Origin of the sequence: Rhizobium sp. JAB6, assembly GCF_003024605.1 — a bacterium.
GTDB lineage: Bacteria > Pseudomonadota > Alphaproteobacteria > Rhizobiales > Rhizobiaceae > Rhizobium.
Genome location: NZ_PYJQ01000009.1, coordinates 731,861 through 749,271, shown reverse-complemented (window position 1 = coordinate 749,271; position 17,411 = coordinate 731,861). Strand labels below are relative to the sequence as shown.

The following is a 17,411-nucleotide window of genomic DNA, read 5'->3' as shown; positions in this document are numbered from 1 at the left end:
ATTACCGCATAACAAAGGAGTCGGGCGTCAATCAGGAAGGGATAGGCAAATATCTCAAAGCTTTGTGCCTGTTGCCTTCGGGATTTCCATGCAGATTCCTCCCGGGCCAATACTTCCTCCTAGGCAGCCCCTTAAAAACAGACATGACGGAGAGTCCCTTGAGCGCACCTGCTCCCACTTCCAACCAATCTCCCGCTCCGGAACAGACTTTCGGCACCGCTGGCATCGCGCCGATGGACCGTCCCAGCGCGATGACGCGCTTTTTCATGGGCATCGTCGCCTGGGCTGAAAGCCTCAATCTGAAATATGCCAAACTTGGCAACCCGCCGGTCTATGACACCGCGACTTTCCCCTGGGCGGCCGAGATCGAAAAGGATTTTCCAGCCATTCGGGCCGAGCTTGAGAAGGTACTATTGCGCCAGAGCGAACTGCCGACGTTCCAGGACATCTCCACCGACGTGAAGACCATCTCCACCGACACCCGCTGGAAGACCTTCTTCCTGCTCGGTTTCGGCGTGAAATCCGAACAGAACATCAAGGCGTGCCCGAACACCTGGGCGGCCGTGCAGAAGATCCCCGGCCTGACGACGGCGATGTTCTCGATTTTCGAGCCGGGCAAACATCTTCCTGCGCATCGCGGCCCCTATAATGGCGTGCTTCGCCTGCATCTCGGCCTCATCGTGCCGGAGCCGAATGACAAGCTTGCCATCCGCGTCGACAAGCAGGTTTGTCATTGGCAGGAAGGCAAGGCGCTGATCTTCGACGACGCCTATGAGCACGAAGCCTGGAACCATACCGACAAGACCCGCGTGGTCCTCTTCGTCGACTTTGTCAAGCCGCTGAAATTCCCGGCTCGTTTCGTCAACTGGGCTTTGATGAACCTGGCGATCTTCACGCCTTTCATCAAGGAAGGTCTCGACAATCACAAGGAATGGGAAAAGAAGTTCTACGCCGAAGCAGAGGCGTTCAGAAACCGTCCGAAGCGCTGATCACATCGACTGTTCAGCTTCAAAACCCCGACTCCCTGAGGAGCTCGGGGTTTTGTTTATTGGTCATGCGCAGCCGCTGAAGTGCGCAAATTGACGATGTGGCATTCGTCATTCTCGACGCGAGGATACCCGCAGAACGGAACCGCGACTACTTTACGGTCCGTACGATGGCAGCGCCCGCCGTCATGCCGCCGCCGAAGGCTACCAGGCCAAGGTTCAGCGGCTCGGAGCGTTCGCTGGCGACATGCAGCATGGCAAGCGGAATGCTTGACGAGCTGGTGTTGCCATAGGTCTCGATGACGCTGAGGGCAGGGCGGCCGCTGCGCTTGGCGATCGTATCGATGATGCGCTGGTTGGCCTGGTGCGGCACCAGGAGATCGAGATTTGCAAGCTCGATGCCGGCATCGACGCAGGCGTTTTCGATCGATCGGGTCATCGAATGTACGGCTTCGGTGAAGACCGAGCGGCCATTCATCGCGATGACGCCATCATCAGGAAGCGGAACATAGAGCAGATCCCCCGGCTCCGGCCGGCCGCTGACGATCGGGCGGCTCGCGGTAAAGAGCGGGTTGCGCGCCATGTCGCGGCTGGTCACGAGGCTGGCCGTGGCGGCATCGCCGAAGAGGATTGCCGTGGAGAAATCGTTCATGTCGAGCAGCGGCGATAGGACTTCCGAGGTGATGATCAGCACCTTGGCGTCGTTCTGCTGTGCAATGAAATCATAGGCCTGCTGCAGCGCATAGAGATAGCCGGAGCAGGCCGCGCCCATGTCATAGGCGGCGAGCGACGGCCGAACGCCATCCTCGGCGACGGCAACCGCGACGCGGCTTGCGAGCGACGGCGTGGCGATATCGGGCGTGCCGGTGGCGGCGATCACCAGATCGATATCGTGGATCGACATCTGGTTCTGCTTGAGAAGATCGCGCGCCGCCTTGGTGGCAAGACTCAGCGTGCCTTCCTCTGGTCCGACCCAGAAGCGGCTCTTGATGCCCGTCAGCGCGAGGATTTCGTCGGCGCGGCGGTTCGGCCAATTGTGGATGATCTCTTCGTTGGTGACGCGGCGGGCGCCGGTTGCAAATCCGATGCCGTTGATGGCTATTTCCGAAAAGCTGCCAGTATGACGGCGCAGCGTCTGGATCACATGCGACTTCAGGCGCCGCAGCACGAATTTGTTCTGGATTTCGGAGGCGAGGGCGAAATTCTGTTCGCTGAGATCGCGGTTGGCATCGACGGTCAGAAGCGGGCTGTCGGTGGCGATCTGGTCGCCGACCTTGGCGAAGACCTCCTGCACGACGCCGCCGATATTGGCGCAGATTTCGACGGAGGCTTTCGTCGCTTCAACGACGGCAACGAGCTGGCCGACCTCGATCTTGTCGCCGGGCTTGACGAGCAGATCCGTCACGAGGACGTTTTCGTCGGCGGGACCGGAGCCGATCGCCTTGATCGCCGCCGTCGGACCGCTGTCATCTTCTTCCTGCCAGGTGACCTCGCATTCAAGCACTTCGGCCATGAGATCGACCAGCTTGCGATAAGAGGGCAGCGTTTCGAGCTGATTGCGGAAGTTGAAGGGAATGTGGGCGTCCGAGCGGGCAAGCCGGCGCACGACAACAGGCACATCGGTCTTTTCGGTGACGGTGGCAATGATTTCCGCGCCCATGCCGACGGTGCGGTTATCTTCGTGGACGACGATCAGGCGGCGGGTTCGCCGTGCGCTCGCCAGCACTTCCTTCTCGTCCCAGGGGGAGATCGAGCGCAGATCGATCACCTCGACGGAGAAGCCCTGAGCCTCGAAGGCGCTTGCGGCATTGGCGCAGAGCGAAACGGTGTTGCCGTAGCTGACGAGCGTGATATCGCGGCCGCGGGTAACATGGCGCGACAGGCCGGGATGGACGAAATGCCTGTCGATATCCTCGGAGGTGCGGCCGTCGGAATTGTTGAGCACGGCCTTCGGATAGAGGAAGACCGTCGGGCGTCGCGACTCGAAGGCGGCATTCAGCAGGCCGGCGGCATCGCCGGCGCTGGAGGGCATGACGACGTCGATGCCGGGCGTATGTGCCAGCATCCCTTCGAAGCTCTGGGCATGGAACGGGCCGAGGCCGGGCTTGTAGCCGCCGCAGCTCACCATCAGGATGACGGGCGCTTCCCAGGCGCCATTGCTGCGCCAGAACATGCTGCCCATTTCAGAGACGATCTGGTTATAGGCAAGCGGCAGGAAATCGGCGAACTGCAGGAAGGCGACGGGGCGCTGGCCGGCCAGCGCGCGGCCGACGGCCGTGCCGACGATCGTCGATTCGGTGAGTGCGGCGTTGCGCACGCGGTCGGGATATTTGGTGCTGAGGCCGCGCGTCACACCAAAAACGTCGCCCTTCGGATCCTCTATATCCTGGCCGAACAGGACGACGTCGGGATTGGCGGCCAGCTGCTTGTCGAGAACGACATTCAGCGCCTCGCGCATCGTCAGCTTCGATGCTTTCTCGTTGCCGCGATATTCTGCCTTCTTATCGAAGGAAGCGGGGTAGGGAGCCTTGGCTTCCGGCTCGACCGTCGGTGCGTCTTCCTTGCGGGCAAGGGCGGCTTCCGCCTGCACTTCCGCAATCAGTTCCTGTTCGATCTTCTGCAGCGCATCGGCGTCGACACCGGCCTTATGGAGCATTGCCCGCAGGTTCGGCAGCGGGTCGCGCGAGGAGCCGGCCTCGATTTCCAGCAGGGTGCGATAGGTCTTCTGATCGTCGGCGTTAGTATGATCGGATAGGCGCTCGACGTTCAGAAGCACGATGCTTGGGGTGCGGTTGTTGCGGCTATGGCGGACGGCTTTTCGAAAGGCGTCGCGCGATGCGGTGAGATCGTCGCCGTCCGTGCGGATGATATCGATGCCGTAGAAAGAGGAGGCGGGGCCAGCCGGCAGGTCGAAGAAGGTCTGCTTGCCCGTACGCGTCGAGATGGAGAAGCTGTTGTCCTCGATGACGAAGACGACCGGATACTGGCTGCGCACGGCTTCGGCGACGGCTTCGAGGAATTCGCCCTGCTGCGTGGTACCGTCGCCGACGCAACAGATGGCGATCGGCAGGCCCGGCTTGTGCTTCAAGGACGCCGCGACGCCGACGGCATGCAGAGCATTGTTGCCGACCGGTCCGACGATCGATGTGATGTTGAGGGCGCGGGAGGAAAGATGCGCGCTCATCTGACGGCCGGCGGAATGCGAATTGGCTGTTGCGAGCAGGCTGGAGAAGAACTCACGAATGGGCATGCCGCGCGCCAGCATCAGGGCTTTGTCGCGATAATGCAGATGCAGCCAGTCGTCGTCCTGAAGGAATTCGTTGAGCAGCGCCGTGGACTCGTGGCCGGCGCCGGAAACATGAAAATGTGCTATGCCTTGCTTGATGAACTCTCGCTCAAGGCGATCTATTTCTCTGGAAACGAAAAATATTCTGTGAAGTTGCTTAAGGTATTCTGTGGCAAACCTCCCTTCCATCTCAATGATTTTCCTGATCTTTCGTCTAAATCAACTGCAGGGACCTAGGTAGACCCCTGGACTACCTTTTTCAATACACGTTAGATGACAATATCTTCCCGGTTTGAAACCGAAATACGTGAATTGCCGGGCAGCAATTTTTCGCGATGTTTCTATCCACAGGCATACATTGATAAATGCACCCGGTCCGGGTGATAAGATTGGCGCATTTTTCGAACCGATTTTAGCCGGATTTGCGGATCGTGATGCTGCCGCTCCGCCTTGCCACAGCGGCCTTTGCGGCCTGTTCTTCCTGCAGGATCAACTCCTTCGGCTTCTTGCCCATGATCTCCTTGCGGCCCTTCTTCGAGAAGGGTTGAACGAGCTGCGCGAGGAAGCCCTTGGCGACCTTGCCGGTGATGCCGATATCAGTCGAGGATGGACGCGGCGGGTTATAGAAGGTGCCGAGAAGCTGGTCCCAGATCACGAGGTTTTCCCCGTAATTCGTATTTCCCTCGGCCAGAATCTTGGAATGATGCCAGCGGTGCAGGCGGGGAGTGGAGAATATGAGGTCGAGCGGACCAGTGCGCATATCGACATTGCAATGGGTCAAGAGGCCGATGAAGGCCGTGACCGCGCCGATCCAGAGGAAAACCGGCAACGGCGCACCAAGGAGATAAAGCGGTATCTGACCGAGCGCGATCTTGAACAGCGTATCGATGACGTGAAAGCGGCCAGTATTGATGACCCAGAGACGCTCGACGCTGTGATGCAGTGCATGGAAGCGCCACAGCGACAGATGCTCATGCGCCAGGCGATGCGCCATATAAAGACCGAACTCGGCAATCACGAGGCCGAGCACCACCTGCAAGGCCATCGGCCATTGATTGGGCCAGAAATGCGAATGGTAGCTCAGCGCCGGTTGCGCGACCGTTGCGACGGCCATCGGGAAGGACGTGCCGATCGCAGCGGCGATCTGCACGCCGCCTTTGTTCAGCAGCGTGTGTGCGATATCGTTGAAGGTCTCGCCATCGCGCTTCTGCCAAGTCTTCTCGTAGGGCATCAGCCGCTCGAAGAGGGCAATGATGGCTACCGCCGAAAGATAGACGACATTGAACCAAAGAAGATGCATATCCGACTGGAAGGCGAAATAGCCTCCCGCTAGTCCCCCGCAGAGGATGCCAGGCCACAGCAGGGAGGAAACAGCAGCGTAAAGACGCGAACTGCTTTGAAATGTCATTCCATCAACCTCAGATTCTGATCGGCGAAATAGCGCATGAATATGCGCGATATGTAGCGCGATGATTGTGGAGTCGAAAGCGAAATTTTTCCGTTGGCCGGCAAGAGGCAGTTGGACAGGAGATCAAGACATGCGCATAGAGCAGGCGGCAACTGAACATCTGGAGGCGTGGGCGCGGTTGCGCGCCGAACTTTGGCCCGATAGTTCGCTCGAACATCATCAGGCGGAACTGGCGCAATTTCGCGCCGATGAAAATGGTACTGCGTTTGTTGCGATCGATTCTGTCGGTCATGTCGTCGGTTTTGCCGAAGCGACATTGCGGCACGATTACGTCAATGGCTGCGAGACCTCGCCGGTCCTGTTCCTGGAGGGCATCTATGTGCGGCTGGAAAATAGGCGGGAGGGGGTAGCGGGGGCGCTTTGCCAGGCCGTCGCCGCCTGGGGGCGGGCCGCCGGCTGCACGGAATTTGCCTCGGATGCGCTGATCGACAATCTTGCGAGCCACGCCTTCCATGACGCGCTCGGTTTCGACGAAACCGAGCGCGTCGTCTATTTTCGGAAGCTCCTATAGACGGAGCTGCCGGGAATATCCGGCCTAGCCGAAGCTCAGCTTGGTCTTCTGGTGGCCGGCCTCGTCGAAGTTCTCCGGGCTCAGCCAGCGCTCGTAGCCGGCCTTCAGACGCGGCCAGTCGGCATCGATCATGGCAAACCAGGCGGTATCGCGATTCTGGCCCTTGGCGACCATATGCTGTCGGAAAATGCCTTCGAAAAGGAAGCCGAAGCGTTCGGCCGCCCGCTTCGACGGTTCATTGAGATTGTTGCACTTCCATTCGAAACGGCGATAGCCGAGCGTGTCGAAGACATAGGATGCGAACAGATAGAGCGTCTCGGTCGTCACGCGGCTGCGGGCAATGGAAGGTCCCCACAGGATGCTGCCGATCTCGATGACGCCATGCGTGCTGTCGATGCGCATCAATGCCTGCCGCCCTTCGGCGCGTCCCGTACGCTTGTCGATTGTCGCGAAGAACAGCGGATCGGTGCTGGAAGCCGCTTTCTCGAGCCAGGGCGAAAAGGCGGCGCGATCGGCCGGCGCATCCTCAAAAAGATAACGAAAGCGATCTTCCGCGCCGGGTGCGCGGGCCGAGGCAAGAAGATCGTTGCCATGACGGGTCGCGTCGAGCGGCTCGATCCGGGCGTAGCGGCCTTCAAGGGTAATTCGCTCGGGGCGAGGGGCACCCTTCCAGTTCGTGAGATCCATGTCAAAGTCCTTTGGTCATCAAATATAATCTAGCGGAGCCGGCCGGATTGTATCAGGTCTGCAAGGGATTGTGGCAGTTCCACTCCGTTGGGCAAGCCGGGAGCGGGCTGCGGCGATACCAGACGGCTTTCGATGGGCAGGACGCCAGCCCATACGGGATGATCCGCCTCGTCCATATCGCCTGGCGGTCCATTGCGGATCTTGGCCGAAGCCTCGTCGATTTTCATCCGCATGACCGAGGTCGCCTTGACCTCCTGCTGGGTCATCGGTCTGAGACTATCCCAGCGGCCTGGAAACAGGTCTTCGATCAGGCGGCGCAGCGCATGGGTCTTTTCGTCGGGATCATCGACCAGCCGGGCCGTACCGAAGACCATGGCCGAGCGATAGTTGACCGAGTGATTGAAGGCGGAACGGGCCATCACATAGCCGTCCATGATGCTGCAGGTCAGGCAGACGGGCATGTCCTCCGCGGCGCGCAGAAAGCGGCTGGCGGATGATCCATGCCAATAGACGTAATCGCCCTCGCGCCAATGCAGGGTCGGCGTCACATAGGGCGCGCCGTCGATGACATAACCGACATGGCAGAGCGGGGCGGCGTCCAAAATGGCGTGGACATCGGCATGGGCGTGACTGCCGCGCTTCGGGCTGCGCCGGACCCGGGTGCGCTCCGTTGTGGGATAGGTCTTGGTATCGGGCGGATAGAGATCGGCCATGTCGTCCTCGTCGATTGAGCGTTGATCTCTGGCAGCAAAGAGGTAGGCTATAAACAGCCAGTTTCTTGATTTCTGACAGACCAGTTGAGGTTTCATGGCATCGGTTGCGCAATGGCCGGCACTCGACAGGATTTCGGGTGATCTGGAAGGGCAAGTCTATCGCCTGATGCGCGATCGCATCCTGCATGGACAGATGCCGGCAGGACAGCGCGTGCCGTCCACACGGACAATGGCACTCGCGCTCGGTGTCGCGCGATCGACCATCATCAATGCCTATGATCGCCTGAAGGCGGAGGGTTACCTGCAATCGGCGGCCGGCGCCGCAACGCGTGTCGCGGCCTTTCCATCGGTCCCCTTGCCGGGGCAGACTGCTACGCCGCTGCCGAACCAGCCGCGCATGACCGAATTCAAGACCGGAGGATTGTTCGAACCCGGCCTGCCGGACGTTTCCGCCTTTCCGCATGCCGCATGGGCGCGTTGTCTCGGTGCTCGCGGCCGCTCTTTGCGGGTTCACGACCTCGGCTATAGCGATCATGCCGGCATCCGCGAACTGCGCGATGCCATCCTCGACCATATCGCTGCGACACGCGGCGTCATCGCCCGGCCCGAACAGGTGGTGATCGTACCGTCCACCGGCGCAGCGCTCGGCCTTCTCGCGAGCGTGCTGATCCATCCAGGCGATCCGGCTAGCGACCTCGTCTGGATGGAGGATCCCGGCTATGCCACCGCACAGGCGATCCTGCGGATGGCGGGTGCCAGGCTCGTGCCGGTGCCTTGCGATGCCGAAGGTCTCGATGTGGCCCAGGGCGCCGGGCCGTCACCGCGGCTGATCTATGTTACGCCGTCGCATCAATATCCGACAGGCGTCACCATGAGCCTGCAGCGCCGTCTCGCCTTGCTCGAAGTTGCCCGCGCCGATGGCGCGATCGTGCTGGAAGACGATTACGACAGCGAGTTCCAATATGCTTCGCGGCCGATCGCCGCCTTGCAGGGCATCGATCGCAGCGAAGTGGTTGTCTATGTCGGCACTTTCTCGAAAACGCTCGCGCCTGGTTTGCGTGTTGCCTATGCCGTTGTGCCATCCAGGCTGGTGGCAGCGATCGAGGCCGCGCAGCGGCTGAGGGGCACCATCGTGCCCGTTCACATTCAGGCCGCTCTGGCCGACTTCATGCGGGAGGGACGGTTCCGTGCACATCTGCGGCACATGAACGGCATTTATGCCGAGCGCATGGCGGCGACCGTCGAAGCGCTCAATCGTCACTGTGGCAATTGGCTGGAGGTCGGAGCCGGTGGCGGCGGGCTGCAACTGGCAAGCTGGTTCCGCGACGGAAAGACCGATGATGTCGCCGTCGCGCGTGCAATCAACTCCAATGGTTTCGCGGTGCGGCCGATATCGGCACTATATCTTGGACCTGCCCGACCCGGGCTGCTGCTTGGTATCGCCCGCATGGAAGCTCAGGCTGCGGATGCTGCGGCTGCAAGGATTGCCAGGCTGCTTGCGACGTTGCCCGTCAACGCCTGAGAAACATCGCCCTGTATTCGCGTGGCGTCATGCCTTTGAGTGCCTTGAACTGCCTGTTGAAATTGGCAAGTGAACTATAGCCCACGGCATCGCTGATGTGATGAATCGCCTGATCGGTGGAAGAGAGGCGAGCGCAGGCATCACCGATGCGGATGCGCATGAGGTACTCCGATATCGTCCCGGCGGTATGGCGACGAAACATGCGATGCAGGCCGGATACACTGAGGGCTGCTATATCCGCCAGCTCATCGAGACTGATCGTACGGGCATAGTGAAGATGCAAGTGCGTGAGAACGCGGTCGATGCGCTCGCGGCTTTCCTTGAAATCCGGTGCTTGCGCCGGCGCGCTGGCGAGCGGCGTTGCCTGCCGGTCTTCCGCAATCCTCACCAGAATGTCGAGCAACGATAAGAGACGCTCGACAGGCGGCTTTTCGAAAACGGTTTCGAAGGCAGGCGGACGGCGGTCGAGGTCGTCTGCGAAAAACGCAGGCCTTTGTCACCACGCTGCAGCATCGCTTCCATCGACCGGAATTCGACGGCACCGCCCGTTATCTGCAAGAGCCATTCGCGGTTGAACCAGAGCACCAGGGCGATATGCGGCTTTTCTTCCTCGATCTTGGCGCGTGAAACCCAGCTGTGCGGCAGATTGGGGCCGACGAGAACGAGATCGCCGTCTTCATAGTCGCCGCTGTGATCGCCGATGAAGCGCTGGCCGATGGAGTTCAGCGTCAGCGTCAGTTCGAATTCCGGATGGTGATGCCATTGGAAGGGGATGCAGTCGTCAAGCCTGCGGTTCAGCATGCTCCAGGATGCCTCCGGCGAACGGGGCAGGACTTCGAGATAGGGCCTCATGGGGCGTCCATAACACGATTGAAGCCAGAATAGTATCAGAATTGGCCAGAGCCAGGCAACATGAGCGCGAGCTTCGGCGCCACAAGTTTTCTGTCACCCGAAATCAAAAGGGGTAGCCAAGATGGAGGAAACTTATGCAGCCTGCCTTGAAACGAGACGCGCACCAGACCGCATCCGCGGTCACGACGCAATTGAAGGATATCCAGAAGACATTGCCGCTCAGGGTCCTGTCGAAGGACGATTGGCAGCATTGGATCACGAAGGGTTATGTTATCGTGCGGCAGGCTGTGCCGGCTGTCAATGTCGAGCGGCTTGTCGATCTCTTGTGGCGTTTTGACGAGAAGGATCCGAACGATTCCTCCACCTGGTATGCGCCGCAGCGGCGCGAGCACAAGATGAAGGAGCTCAACAACACCGGCATGGTGGAGATCTACAATCACCAATATCTCTGGGACAACCGCATGGAAAAGCGGATCTACGATGTCTTCGTCGATATATGGGATCGCGAGGACCTCTGGGTGACCATCGATCGCGCCAATCTCAATCCGCCGAAGAAGGTGAAGGGCAATCCGGACGGATTCATCCATTGGGATGTCGATACCTCGGTCCGGCCTCTGCCGATCGGCGTGCAGGGTGTGCTCAGCCTCAAGAAGCAGGATGGCGATGTCGGTGGATTCCAGTGCGTGCCGGAACTCTTCGAGCATTTCGAAGAATGGGAAAAGACGCAGCCGGCGGATCGCGATCCGATGCACCCCGACATGACGGGTCTCTCGGTCGTCAACATCGACATGGAGCCGGGCGATCTCATGATCTTCAATTCGCTGCTGGCGCATGGCGTCCGTCCCAACCATTCGGACAACCGCGTTCGCATGGCGCAATATATCTCCATGCATCCAGCCGAGTACGACAATGTCGCCGAACGCGAGGAACGTATCCGCCTGTGGAGGGAGCTGGATTCTCCGAAGCGCGACGCCTTTCCCGGCGATCCCCGCGAATGGGAAAAGCACAATGCGACGACGGCCGAACTGACGCCGCTCGGTGAAAAGCTGCTGGGCCTCAAGGCCTGGTAAACGGTTGAAAGCACGCTCCCGAAGACATCGAGCGGCCATGGTCGCTCGAAATTCTTAAACAGATGTGATGGTAAATGCGCGGCCGTCAGGTCTCATTCCAGCGGCGGATGACCGGTTCGGTCAGATCATGTTCGTAGCCGAGCACGCTGATGCTGGTGGTATCGAGAACCAGATGCGCACCGCCTTCCGGCGGCAGGCCGACCCAGCGGGCGGCGAGGACCCGCAGGAAATGGGCGCTGGAAAAGATCAGGACGGAGCCATCGATGCCGCGAAGTTCGCTGATGATCCGGTCGGCGCGGGCGCCGACATCGGCCGCTGTCTCTCCATTCGGGCAGCCGTCGCGAAAGACCTGCCAGCCGGGGCGTTCAGCCAGGATCGCCTTGGTGGTGATGCCCTCATAGGCGCCGTAGTCCCATTCCGCCAGATCCTCTTTGACGACGCGCCGATCACCGAAGCCGGCCAGGGCGCAGGTGTTTTGGGCCCGCTGCGACGGGCTGGACCAGACGGCGGCGAAATCGATAACGAGCAGGCGGCCGGCAAGTTTGCGGGCGGCATCCTCTCCGGCAGCGGTCAGGGGAATATCGGTCCGGCCGGTGTGTCTGCCTGAGAGGCTCCACTCCGTCTGTCCGTGGCGTACCAGATAGACTTCGGGATAGGCGCTGCTCATGCCGTTTCTCCTTGCATTTGCCGTGCGAAATTCTTCGCATCTGCGAAAGCTTCTGTCGAGAGTTAAGGCTGTTGGATACGTGTCGCGACAACCCTCGCAAATTCAACCTCTTGCAGAGGGTCGTGAATCTCACCGTTTCACGGCGCGACGGACGCTGTAGAGCAGGATGGCGAGGCAGCCCACCAATAGCAGAATCCCGCCTGCGAGCGGCGGCATGGCGAGAAACTCCACCGCGCCGGCAATCACGAGGATGAGGATGAGGCAGAGCGTGGCGAGGCTACCATCGTCGATGAACATGCCGATGAGTTCGGACAGGGCGATACGCAGGACAGTCATTGGGCCGCCTTTGCTGTTTGGTTGCCGCGCAAGCCGCGGATGATGGCGTAGGAGGCGAGCGAGACGATCGCGAAGATGGCGATCAAGGCGAGGTCCTCTCCCGGCCAGTGTGCGCCGATGCCTTCGCCGGTCCAGAAGATGCCGAAGCTGGTGAGCATGAGGCCCACGACGAATTTGAGGGTATTTTCCGGGACGGTGGCGAGCGGGCGATGGACCAGCAGTCCGATCAGCATGACCAGCACGAAGGCGGCAAGCGCGCCGAGGCCGGCATAGTGTGTCAGGCCATGCGCGCCGCCGACTGCGATGACGATGAACACCACTTCGACACCTTCGAGCAGTACCGCCTTGAAGGCGGCAAGGCCGGCGAGATAATCGGCACGGCGGTCGGACGATTGAGCCTGTAATGCCGCGGTCTCTTTCGAAAAGGCTGCTTCCTCGTCATGCAGGGCGATAACGCCGAGCGAGCGCAGAATGGCTTTGCGCAGCCAGCGCATCCCGAACAGGATGAGGAGAACGCCGACGACGAATTGCAGGATTTCGATCGGTATCAGCGCCAGTAGCGGCCCGAAGATGAGAACGAGAGCTGCCAGTACCGCAAGCGCAAGCGCGGCACCGGTGAGTGCCGGCCGCCAGCTTCGCGTGACGCCGACGGCAAGGACGATGGTGAAGGCCTCCACGACCTCGACAAAAGAGCCGAGGAACGATGCCGTCACGGTGGAGAGAATGGGTGTGAGGCTGTTCATGAATTGATTCCCGAATGGCGATTAGGGCATTGAATGTAAATGGTATTTCCGGGCGATTGTTCTTCATGTCCTGGATGAGCTTACGCCAGGGCAGGTGCTGATATGATGCGCGCTGCGCTTTGCATCGTTCATTTGCGTTTCCTCGTGCCGCGCTTGCTCCATGTCTTGTCGATGGCGCCGCGCAGCCGGCTGAGCCGATCAAGGCTGTCGATGGCGGCGTCTTTCCTCTTGGCGGCGAGGGCGACGATCAGGGATTCGATCAGCACCATGGTGCCCGCATGCATGGCGAGATGGCCGGCATTGCCGCGCGGAACGGGCAGGACTTCCGCCACCTTGCCATCAAGCGAGAGGCCGAGATCATCGCTGATCAGGATAACCGGCACCTCGTGCTTGCCTGCCTGCTCGATCAGCACTTCCACTTCGCGGTAGAGCGGCGCATAGGCGATCATCAGCACCACGTCACCCTTGCCGATCCAGAGCAGTCGATCGGCAAGCGCGATGCCGGAAGCCGAGAGTGCATTGGTCGGCAGGCCGATGCGGTTGAACTGCAGGCTGGCATAGTCCGCGACCGCGCCCGAAGGGCCGATACCGAAGACATGACGCCGAGCCGCGTTTGCGAGACGATCGACGCAGCGTTCGAAGCTTGCGGCGAATTCCTCGCGCCGTAGAACGTCCAAAGCCTGCTCGTGCATGCCGATGACGTGGTGAAGCGCATCGCTGGCCTGGTTGCCGGTTTCAGCCAGCGTGCGTTGCATCCGCGTTCCGGGGGATGGCGCTCCGGTCAGTTCCTCAAGCAGGGCGACGCGCAGCGTCGACAGGTTTTCGAAGCCGAGGGCACGGGCGGTGCGGACGACCGTCGCGTCGCTGGCGCCGGCGAGCTGCGCGATTTCGGCAGCCGAATTCAAGAGCGCCGCCTGCTTCTGATCGACGAAGAAGCGGGCGACGCGCTGCTCTGCGGGCGCGAGCGTCTCGATCACACCGCGAACGCGATCTTCGAAGATGCGAGATTTCTGCATCTTGTCTGCCATGGAGATCTTTACGTAGTAAATGCTACCATTTCCATTATCTGTAGCATTTACTGCAAAAGAATGACAGCGCAAAACAAGGGGCGCTTCGCCGTGCCGCGAAGCGCCCGCTGACTTGATCGAAAAGCCCGAAGGAATATCCGGCCGCGATTATGCCGCTAGTGCGGCGCGCACCGCTGGGATCACTTTCTGTCCATAGAGTTCGATGCATCGCATCATCTTCTCATGGCCAAGCGCACCGGCGCTATACTTCAGCTGGAAGCGGTCGATGCCGAGGGTCTTGATGACGGGGGCAAGCTTGGCGGCGACTGTTTCCGGCGAGCCGACATAGAGCGAGCCCTTTTCGATCTCATTGTCGAACTCGGCGCGCGTCATGGGTGGCCAGCCACGCTCGCGGCCGATGCGGTCGCGCATCGCCTTGAAGCAGGGCCATAATTCCTCGCGGGCCTGTTCGTCCGTCTCGGCGATATAGCCCGGCGAATGGATGCCGATCGGCTGCACGGGCTTGCCGAGCTGCTCGAAGGCGCGGTGATAGAGGTCGACATAGGGCTGGAAGCGATAGGGGCTGCCGCCGATGATCGCCAGCATCAGCGGGAGATCATAGTGAGCGGCGCGCACCACCGATTCCGGGCTGCCGCCGACGCCGATCCAGGTCTTCAGCTGACCGCTCTCGATGGTCGGGAAGACCTTTTGATTGCGCAGCGGCGGGCGGATGCTCCCCTGCCAGTTAACCGGCTCGTTCTTGAGCAGGGCCGCGAACAGATCCAGCTTTTCCTCGAAAAGCTGCTCGTACTGCGACAGCTCGAAGCCGAACAGCGGGAAGGACTCGGTAAACGAGCCGCGGCCAAGAATGACTTCGGCGCGACCGTTCGAAACCGCGTTCAGGCTGGAGAAGCGCTGGAACACGCGGATTGGATCATCCGAACTCAGCACGGTTACGGCCGATCCCAGATGGATTTTTGATGTACGGCTGGCGATGGCGGCCAGGATCGTCTCGGGCGAGGAGACCGCGAAATCCTCGCGGTGATGCTCGCCGATGCCGAAGAAGTCTATTCCAAGCCGGTCGGCAAGGACGCCTTCCTCGACGACATTGCGAAGGACCTGCGCATGCGGCAACGGCGCGCCGCTGTCGTCAAAGGTCACGTCGCCGAAGGTATCCAGGCCGAATTCGACATTGTTTGTCGTCATGATTTTTCCTGCCATGTGTCGAAATGATAATGTTGAGACAGCATGTAGTGTCACTTCCGGCCATCCACTACCCGGAAAGTTTCGGCTGAAATCTTCGAAGAATTCGATATGCGAATGCGGTGGCCGGCGTTGTCTTCGGTTCTGCTGATGCCAATATTGGTGGCGGCGGCGTCAGCTGTTTGGACGCGCAAGGAGGAAACATATGGTCGCACTGAAAAAGGTTAATCTCACCAAAGCCTTTGCAGCCTTCGATGAAACATGGAGTCCGCGCGTCGGCGGCGACATCAACGATTTCCAGGTCAAGCTCACGAAGCTGGAGGGTGCCTTCCACTGGCACCATCATGAAGAGGAGGATGAGCTGTTCCTGGTCATCAAAGGCACGCTGCGCATGAAGCTGCGCGAGGAAAACGGCGGCGACGTTGTCCTCGGCCCTGGCGAATACATCATCGTTCCGCATGGAGTGGAACATTGTCCGGTCGCCGAACCGACCTGTGAAGTTCTACTGTTCGAACGCAATACGACGCTCAATACCGGCAATGTCGAAAATGAGCGGACGATCCGCGAGCCGAAGCGTCTTTGAGTGAAGCCCGATGTCCGGCGACCTCGTTAAAAAGGAGGCCGCCGGACGTCGTCCAGCCTATCATTTCAATGCCAGCTTGTTCGATGGCGTGCGGCAGGCGGCGAACACGTCGAGGCTCGGATCATAGACCTTCGTCGAGACGTCCATCATGCCAAGAACGCTGTGGAAGATGTTGTCGTGAGAGTAGGTGCCGTCGGCCGCGCGTTTTGCAAGGCAGGCCATGTCGAAACCGGCCGCCTTGGCAAGATCGTCGGCCATCCACACCAGCATCGGCACATGCGTCTGCTGTGAAGGGGCGATGATATAGGGCGTGCCGTGCAGATAGATGCCGTTTTCGCCGAGCGATTCGCCGTGGTCGGAGAAATAGAGCACGGAGCCGGATATCGAGTTCGAGCGCTGCTTCAGCTTGTCGATGACCATGGCGACGATATGATCCGTATAGAGGATCGTATTGTCATAGGCGTTGGTGATTTCCTCCTGCGAGCAGGAGCTAAAGTCGTTGGAGCGGCAGTCCGGCTGGAACCGCCGGAATTCTTCCGGGTAGCGCTGATAGTAGGCGGGGCCGTGACTGCCGAGCTGGTGCAGCACCAGCACGCTATCGCCCTTCACCTTGTCCAGCCAGTCGTCGACCTTGTCGACCAGGATCTCGTCCTTGCATTCGCCATCCTGGCAGAAGCGCGGATCGGCGGAGTGCGGCAGAAAGGTGTAGGAAACGCGATTGGTGACATCGTAGCTGCCGGTGTCGTTGTCGAGCCAAGTCACATCGACCTTGGCATGGGTGAGCACATCGAGCAGGTTTTCCGTCTCCAGACCCTTGCGGTGGCTATATTGTTCGCGCGTGTAGACCGAGAAGAGGCAGGGTATGGAGGTGGCCGTCGCGGTACCGCAGCTGCTCGTATTCGGGAAATAGACGACGTTGCGCTTTGCCAACTCCGGATTGGTCATCTTGGCGTAGCCGCCAAGCGAGAAGTTCTGCGCACGCGCCGTCTCTCCGGCAACAATGATCGTCACGCGCGGCTTGCCGTTGTCGACGGCGCCGACCCTGTGCGCATCCGTGCCGAGTGGCTGTGCCACGACGTTTGCGTTCCTTTGCGTATCGATGACGTAGCGCACCGCGCTGGTGATCGGCATCACGGGATTGAGCGTATCCATCATATCTCGGTGAGCGCGGCCGACGCCGGCATAGGTCTTGTAGTAAGTCGTTCCAGCGACGACGAAGATCGCCGAACAGGCGAGGATGACCGCCGTATTGGAGGCGAGCTTCTTAAGGATCGGACGATGGACGATCCGAATCCATACGATGACCAGGGACGGCAAGACGCCTGTCAGCAAAACATAGGTGATGAAGCGCGCCGTGATCAGATGGCCGCTTTCCGCGCCGGTCGAAACGGCGGCATTGCGGATCATTTCCTTGTCGATAATGACGCCGAACTGGTCGTTGAACCAGGAAGATATCGAAGCCACCAGAATGAAGAAGATAAGGACTGGTTTCGTCACGTATTTGGCGGAGAAGAACGTGAACAGCGCCATGATCGCCGCAGAGATACCGATGACGAAGGCGGCAAAGGCTGCCGGCTCGGCGGTGAAATAGCCGTAAGCCTTGGTCCAGAACATCCTGTTTGTCACAAGAAGTACATAAAGCGTCGCTACGAAGCATAGCGTAACGCTGCCGACTGCTGGCCTGAACTTTTGTCGGCCAGGTGCTGCTTTTTCGTTGGTCAATGATCGTCTCCGAGGCATGGGCTGGCGGTAAACGCAGAAAAACCCATCGCTGCAG

The 17,411-nt window shown here is 60.1% G+C and carries 15 protein-coding genes and 1 pseudogene; 5 read left to right on the top strand and 11 right to left on the bottom strand.

Translation table 11 applies throughout. The features are described from left to right. The first annotated feature begins 143 nt into the window (after positions 1 to 143). On the top strand, positions 144 to 989 hold the full coding sequence (locus C7U61_RS13590) for an aspartyl/asparaginyl beta-hydroxylase domain-containing protein (protein WP_106998572.1): 846 nt from the start codon (positions 144 to 146) through the stop codon (positions 987 to 989). 148 nt (positions 990 to 1,137) lie between these two features. Here C7U61_RS13590 and C7U61_RS13585 read toward each other — a convergent pair whose 3' ends face one another. Then, on the bottom strand, positions 1,138 to 4,461 hold the full coding sequence (locus C7U61_RS13585) for a thiamine pyrophosphate-dependent enzyme (protein ID WP_106998571.1): 3,324 nt from the start codon (positions 4,459 to 4,461) through the stop codon (positions 1,138 to 1,140). Positions 4,462 to 4,684: 223 nt separating this feature from the next. Next, a complete protein-coding gene (locus C7U61_RS13580) occupies positions 4,685 to 5,680 on the bottom strand; it encodes a sterol desaturase family protein (protein WP_106998570.1) in 996 nt (331 codons plus the stop codon). A 130-nt stretch (positions 5,681 to 5,810) separates the two neighbouring features. Between C7U61_RS13580 and aac(6') the strand changes: the two genes are divergently transcribed. Further along, on the top strand, positions 5,811 to 6,251 hold the full coding sequence (gene aac(6') / locus C7U61_RS13575) for an aminoglycoside 6'-N-acetyltransferase (protein ID WP_106998569.1): 441 nt from the start codon (positions 5,811 to 5,813) through the stop codon (positions 6,249 to 6,251). A 24-nt stretch (positions 6,252 to 6,275) separates the two neighbouring features. On the opposite strand, the gene C7U61_RS13570 is transcribed toward aac(6'), so the two are convergent. Together C7U61_RS13570 and C7U61_RS13565 are read right to left on the bottom strand one after the other, a co-directional pair. Further along, positions 6,276 to 6,938, bottom strand: coding sequence for a GNAT family protein (locus C7U61_RS13570; RefSeq protein ID WP_106998568.1), 663 nt, complete (start codon positions 6,936 to 6,938; stop codon positions 6,276 to 6,278). A 29-nt stretch (positions 6,939 to 6,967) separates the two neighbouring features. Then, positions 6,968 to 7,651: a pyridoxamine 5'-phosphate oxidase family protein gene (locus C7U61_RS13565; RefSeq protein ID WP_106998567.1), complete on the bottom strand. Its 684-nt coding sequence runs from the start codon at positions 7,649 to 7,651 to the stop codon at positions 6,968 to 6,970. Positions 7,652 to 7,745: 94 nt separating this feature from the next. Between C7U61_RS13565 and C7U61_RS13560 the strand changes: the two genes are divergently transcribed. Continuing rightward, on the top strand, positions 7,746 to 9,173 hold the full coding sequence (locus tag C7U61_RS13560; RefSeq protein ID WP_106998566.1) for a PLP-dependent aminotransferase family protein: 1,428 nt from the start codon (positions 7,746 to 7,748) through the stop codon (positions 9,171 to 9,173). Here C7U61_RS13560 and C7U61_RS13555 read toward each other — a convergent pair. Beyond that, a pseudogene (locus C7U61_RS13555) lies at positions 9,163 to 10,025 on the bottom strand (AraC family transcriptional regulator). The gene C7U61_RS13560 and the pseudogene C7U61_RS13555 sit on opposite strands and share 11 nt — an antisense overlap. Before the next feature lie 134 nt (positions 10,026 to 10,159). Here C7U61_RS13555 and C7U61_RS13550 point away from each other — a divergent pair. Beyond that, positions 10,160 to 11,095, top strand: coding sequence for a phytanoyl-CoA dioxygenase family protein (locus C7U61_RS13550; protein WP_106998565.1), 936 nt, complete (start codon positions 10,160 to 10,162; stop codon positions 11,093 to 11,095). An 85-nt stretch (positions 11,096 to 11,180) separates the two neighbouring features. On the opposite strand, the gene C7U61_RS13545 is transcribed toward C7U61_RS13550, so the two are convergent. From C7U61_RS13545 to C7U61_RS13525, 5 genes are all read right to left on the bottom strand, one after another. Continuing rightward, positions 11,181 to 11,762 carry a histidine phosphatase family protein gene (locus C7U61_RS13545; protein ID WP_106998564.1) on the bottom strand — a complete coding sequence of 194 codons (582 nt, stop codon included), beginning with the start codon at positions 11,760 to 11,762 and terminating at the stop codon, positions 11,181 to 11,183. A gap of 129 nt (positions 11,763 to 11,891) precedes the next feature. After that, the gene (locus C7U61_RS13540) at positions 11,892 to 12,098 is read right to left on the bottom strand and encodes a hypothetical protein (RefSeq protein WP_069612804.1); all 207 of its coding nucleotides are present in this window, start codon (positions 12,096 to 12,098) and stop codon (positions 11,892 to 11,894) included. Continuing rightward, positions 12,095 to 12,841: a COG4280 domain-containing protein gene (locus tag C7U61_RS13535; RefSeq protein WP_106998563.1), complete on the bottom strand. Its 747-nt coding sequence runs from the start codon at positions 12,839 to 12,841 to the stop codon at positions 12,095 to 12,097. The genes C7U61_RS13540 and C7U61_RS13535 overlap by 4 nt, the downstream gene beginning before the upstream one ends. 128 nt (positions 12,842 to 12,969) lie before the next feature. Beyond that, on the bottom strand, positions 12,970 to 13,869 hold the full coding sequence (locus tag C7U61_RS13530; protein ID WP_106998562.1) for a MurR/RpiR family transcriptional regulator: 900 nt from the start codon (positions 13,867 to 13,869) through the stop codon (positions 12,970 to 12,972). A gap of 147 nt (positions 13,870 to 14,016) precedes the next feature. Next, positions 14,017 to 15,054, bottom strand: a complete 1,038-nt coding sequence (locus C7U61_RS13525) for an LLM class flavin-dependent oxidoreductase (protein ID WP_106998561.1) — start codon at positions 15,052 to 15,054, stop codon at positions 14,017 to 14,019. A 202-nt stretch (positions 15,055 to 15,256) separates the two neighbouring features. On the opposite strand from C7U61_RS13525, the gene C7U61_RS13520 reads away from it, so the two are divergent. Then, positions 15,257 to 15,634 carry a cupin domain-containing protein gene (locus C7U61_RS13520; RefSeq protein WP_106998560.1) on the top strand — a complete coding sequence of 126 codons (378 nt, stop codon included), beginning with the start codon at positions 15,257 to 15,259 and terminating at the stop codon, positions 15,632 to 15,634. A gap of 60 nt (positions 15,635 to 15,694) precedes the next feature. Here the strand turns inward: C7U61_RS13520 and C7U61_RS13515 are convergent, their stop codons facing one another. Next, on the bottom strand, positions 15,695 to 17,374 hold the full coding sequence (locus tag C7U61_RS13515) for a phosphoethanolamine--lipid A transferase (protein WP_106998559.1): 1,680 nt from the start codon (positions 17,372 to 17,374) through the stop codon (positions 15,695 to 15,697). Between the last annotated feature and the right edge of the window lie 37 nt (positions 17,375 to 17,411).

What these genes read in the sequence shown, in the direction of transcription:
- C7U61_RS13585 (WP_106998571.1), bottom strand. Translation starts at nt 4,461, where the DNA reads ATGGAAGGGAGGTTTGCCACAGAATACCTTAAGCAACTTCACAGAATA.
- C7U61_RS13540 (WP_069612804.1), bottom strand. Translation starts at nt 12,098, where the DNA reads ATGACTGTCCTGCGTATCGCCCTGTCCGAACTCATCGGCATGTTCATC.
- C7U61_RS13565 (WP_106998567.1), bottom strand. Translation starts at nt 7,651, where the DNA reads ATGGCCGATCTCTATCCGCCCGATACCAAGACCTATCCCACAACGGAG.
- C7U61_RS13520 (WP_106998560.1), top strand. Translation starts at nt 15,257, where the DNA reads ATGGTCGCACTGAAAAAGGTTAATCTCACCAAAGCCTTTGCAGCCTTC.
- C7U61_RS13580 (WP_106998570.1), bottom strand. Translation starts at nt 5,680, where the DNA reads ATGACATTTCAAAGCAGTTCGCGTCTTTACGCTGCTGTTTCCTCCCTG.
- C7U61_RS13545 (WP_106998564.1), bottom strand. Translation starts at nt 11,762, where the DNA reads ATGAGCAGCGCCTATCCCGAAGTCTATCTGGTACGCCACGGACAGACG.
- C7U61_RS13535 (WP_106998563.1), bottom strand. Translation starts at nt 12,841, where the DNA reads ATGAACAGCCTCACACCCATTCTCTCCACCGTGACGGCATCGTTCCTC.
- C7U61_RS13515 (WP_106998559.1), bottom strand. Translation starts at nt 17,374, where the DNA reads ATGCCTCGGAGACGATCATTGACCAACGAAAAAGCAGCACCTGGCCGA.
- C7U61_RS13590 (WP_106998572.1), top strand. Translation starts at nt 144, where the DNA reads ATGACGGAGAGTCCCTTGAGCGCACCTGCTCCCACTTCCAACCAATCT.
- C7U61_RS13570 (WP_106998568.1), bottom strand. Translation starts at nt 6,938, where the DNA reads ATGGATCTCACGAACTGGAAGGGTGCCCCTCGCCCCGAGCGAATTACC.
- C7U61_RS13530 (WP_106998562.1), bottom strand. Translation starts at nt 13,869, where the DNA reads ATGGCAGACAAGATGCAGAAATCTCGCATCTTCGAAGATCGCGTTCGC.
- C7U61_RS13525 (WP_106998561.1), bottom strand. Translation starts at nt 15,054, where the DNA reads ATGACGACAAACAATGTCGAATTCGGCCTGGATACCTTCGGCGACGTG.
- C7U61_RS13560 (WP_106998566.1), top strand. Translation starts at nt 7,746, where the DNA reads ATGGCATCGGTTGCGCAATGGCCGGCACTCGACAGGATTTCGGGTGAT.
- C7U61_RS13550 (WP_106998565.1), top strand. Translation starts at nt 10,160, where the DNA reads ATGCAGCCTGCCTTGAAACGAGACGCGCACCAGACCGCATCCGCGGTC.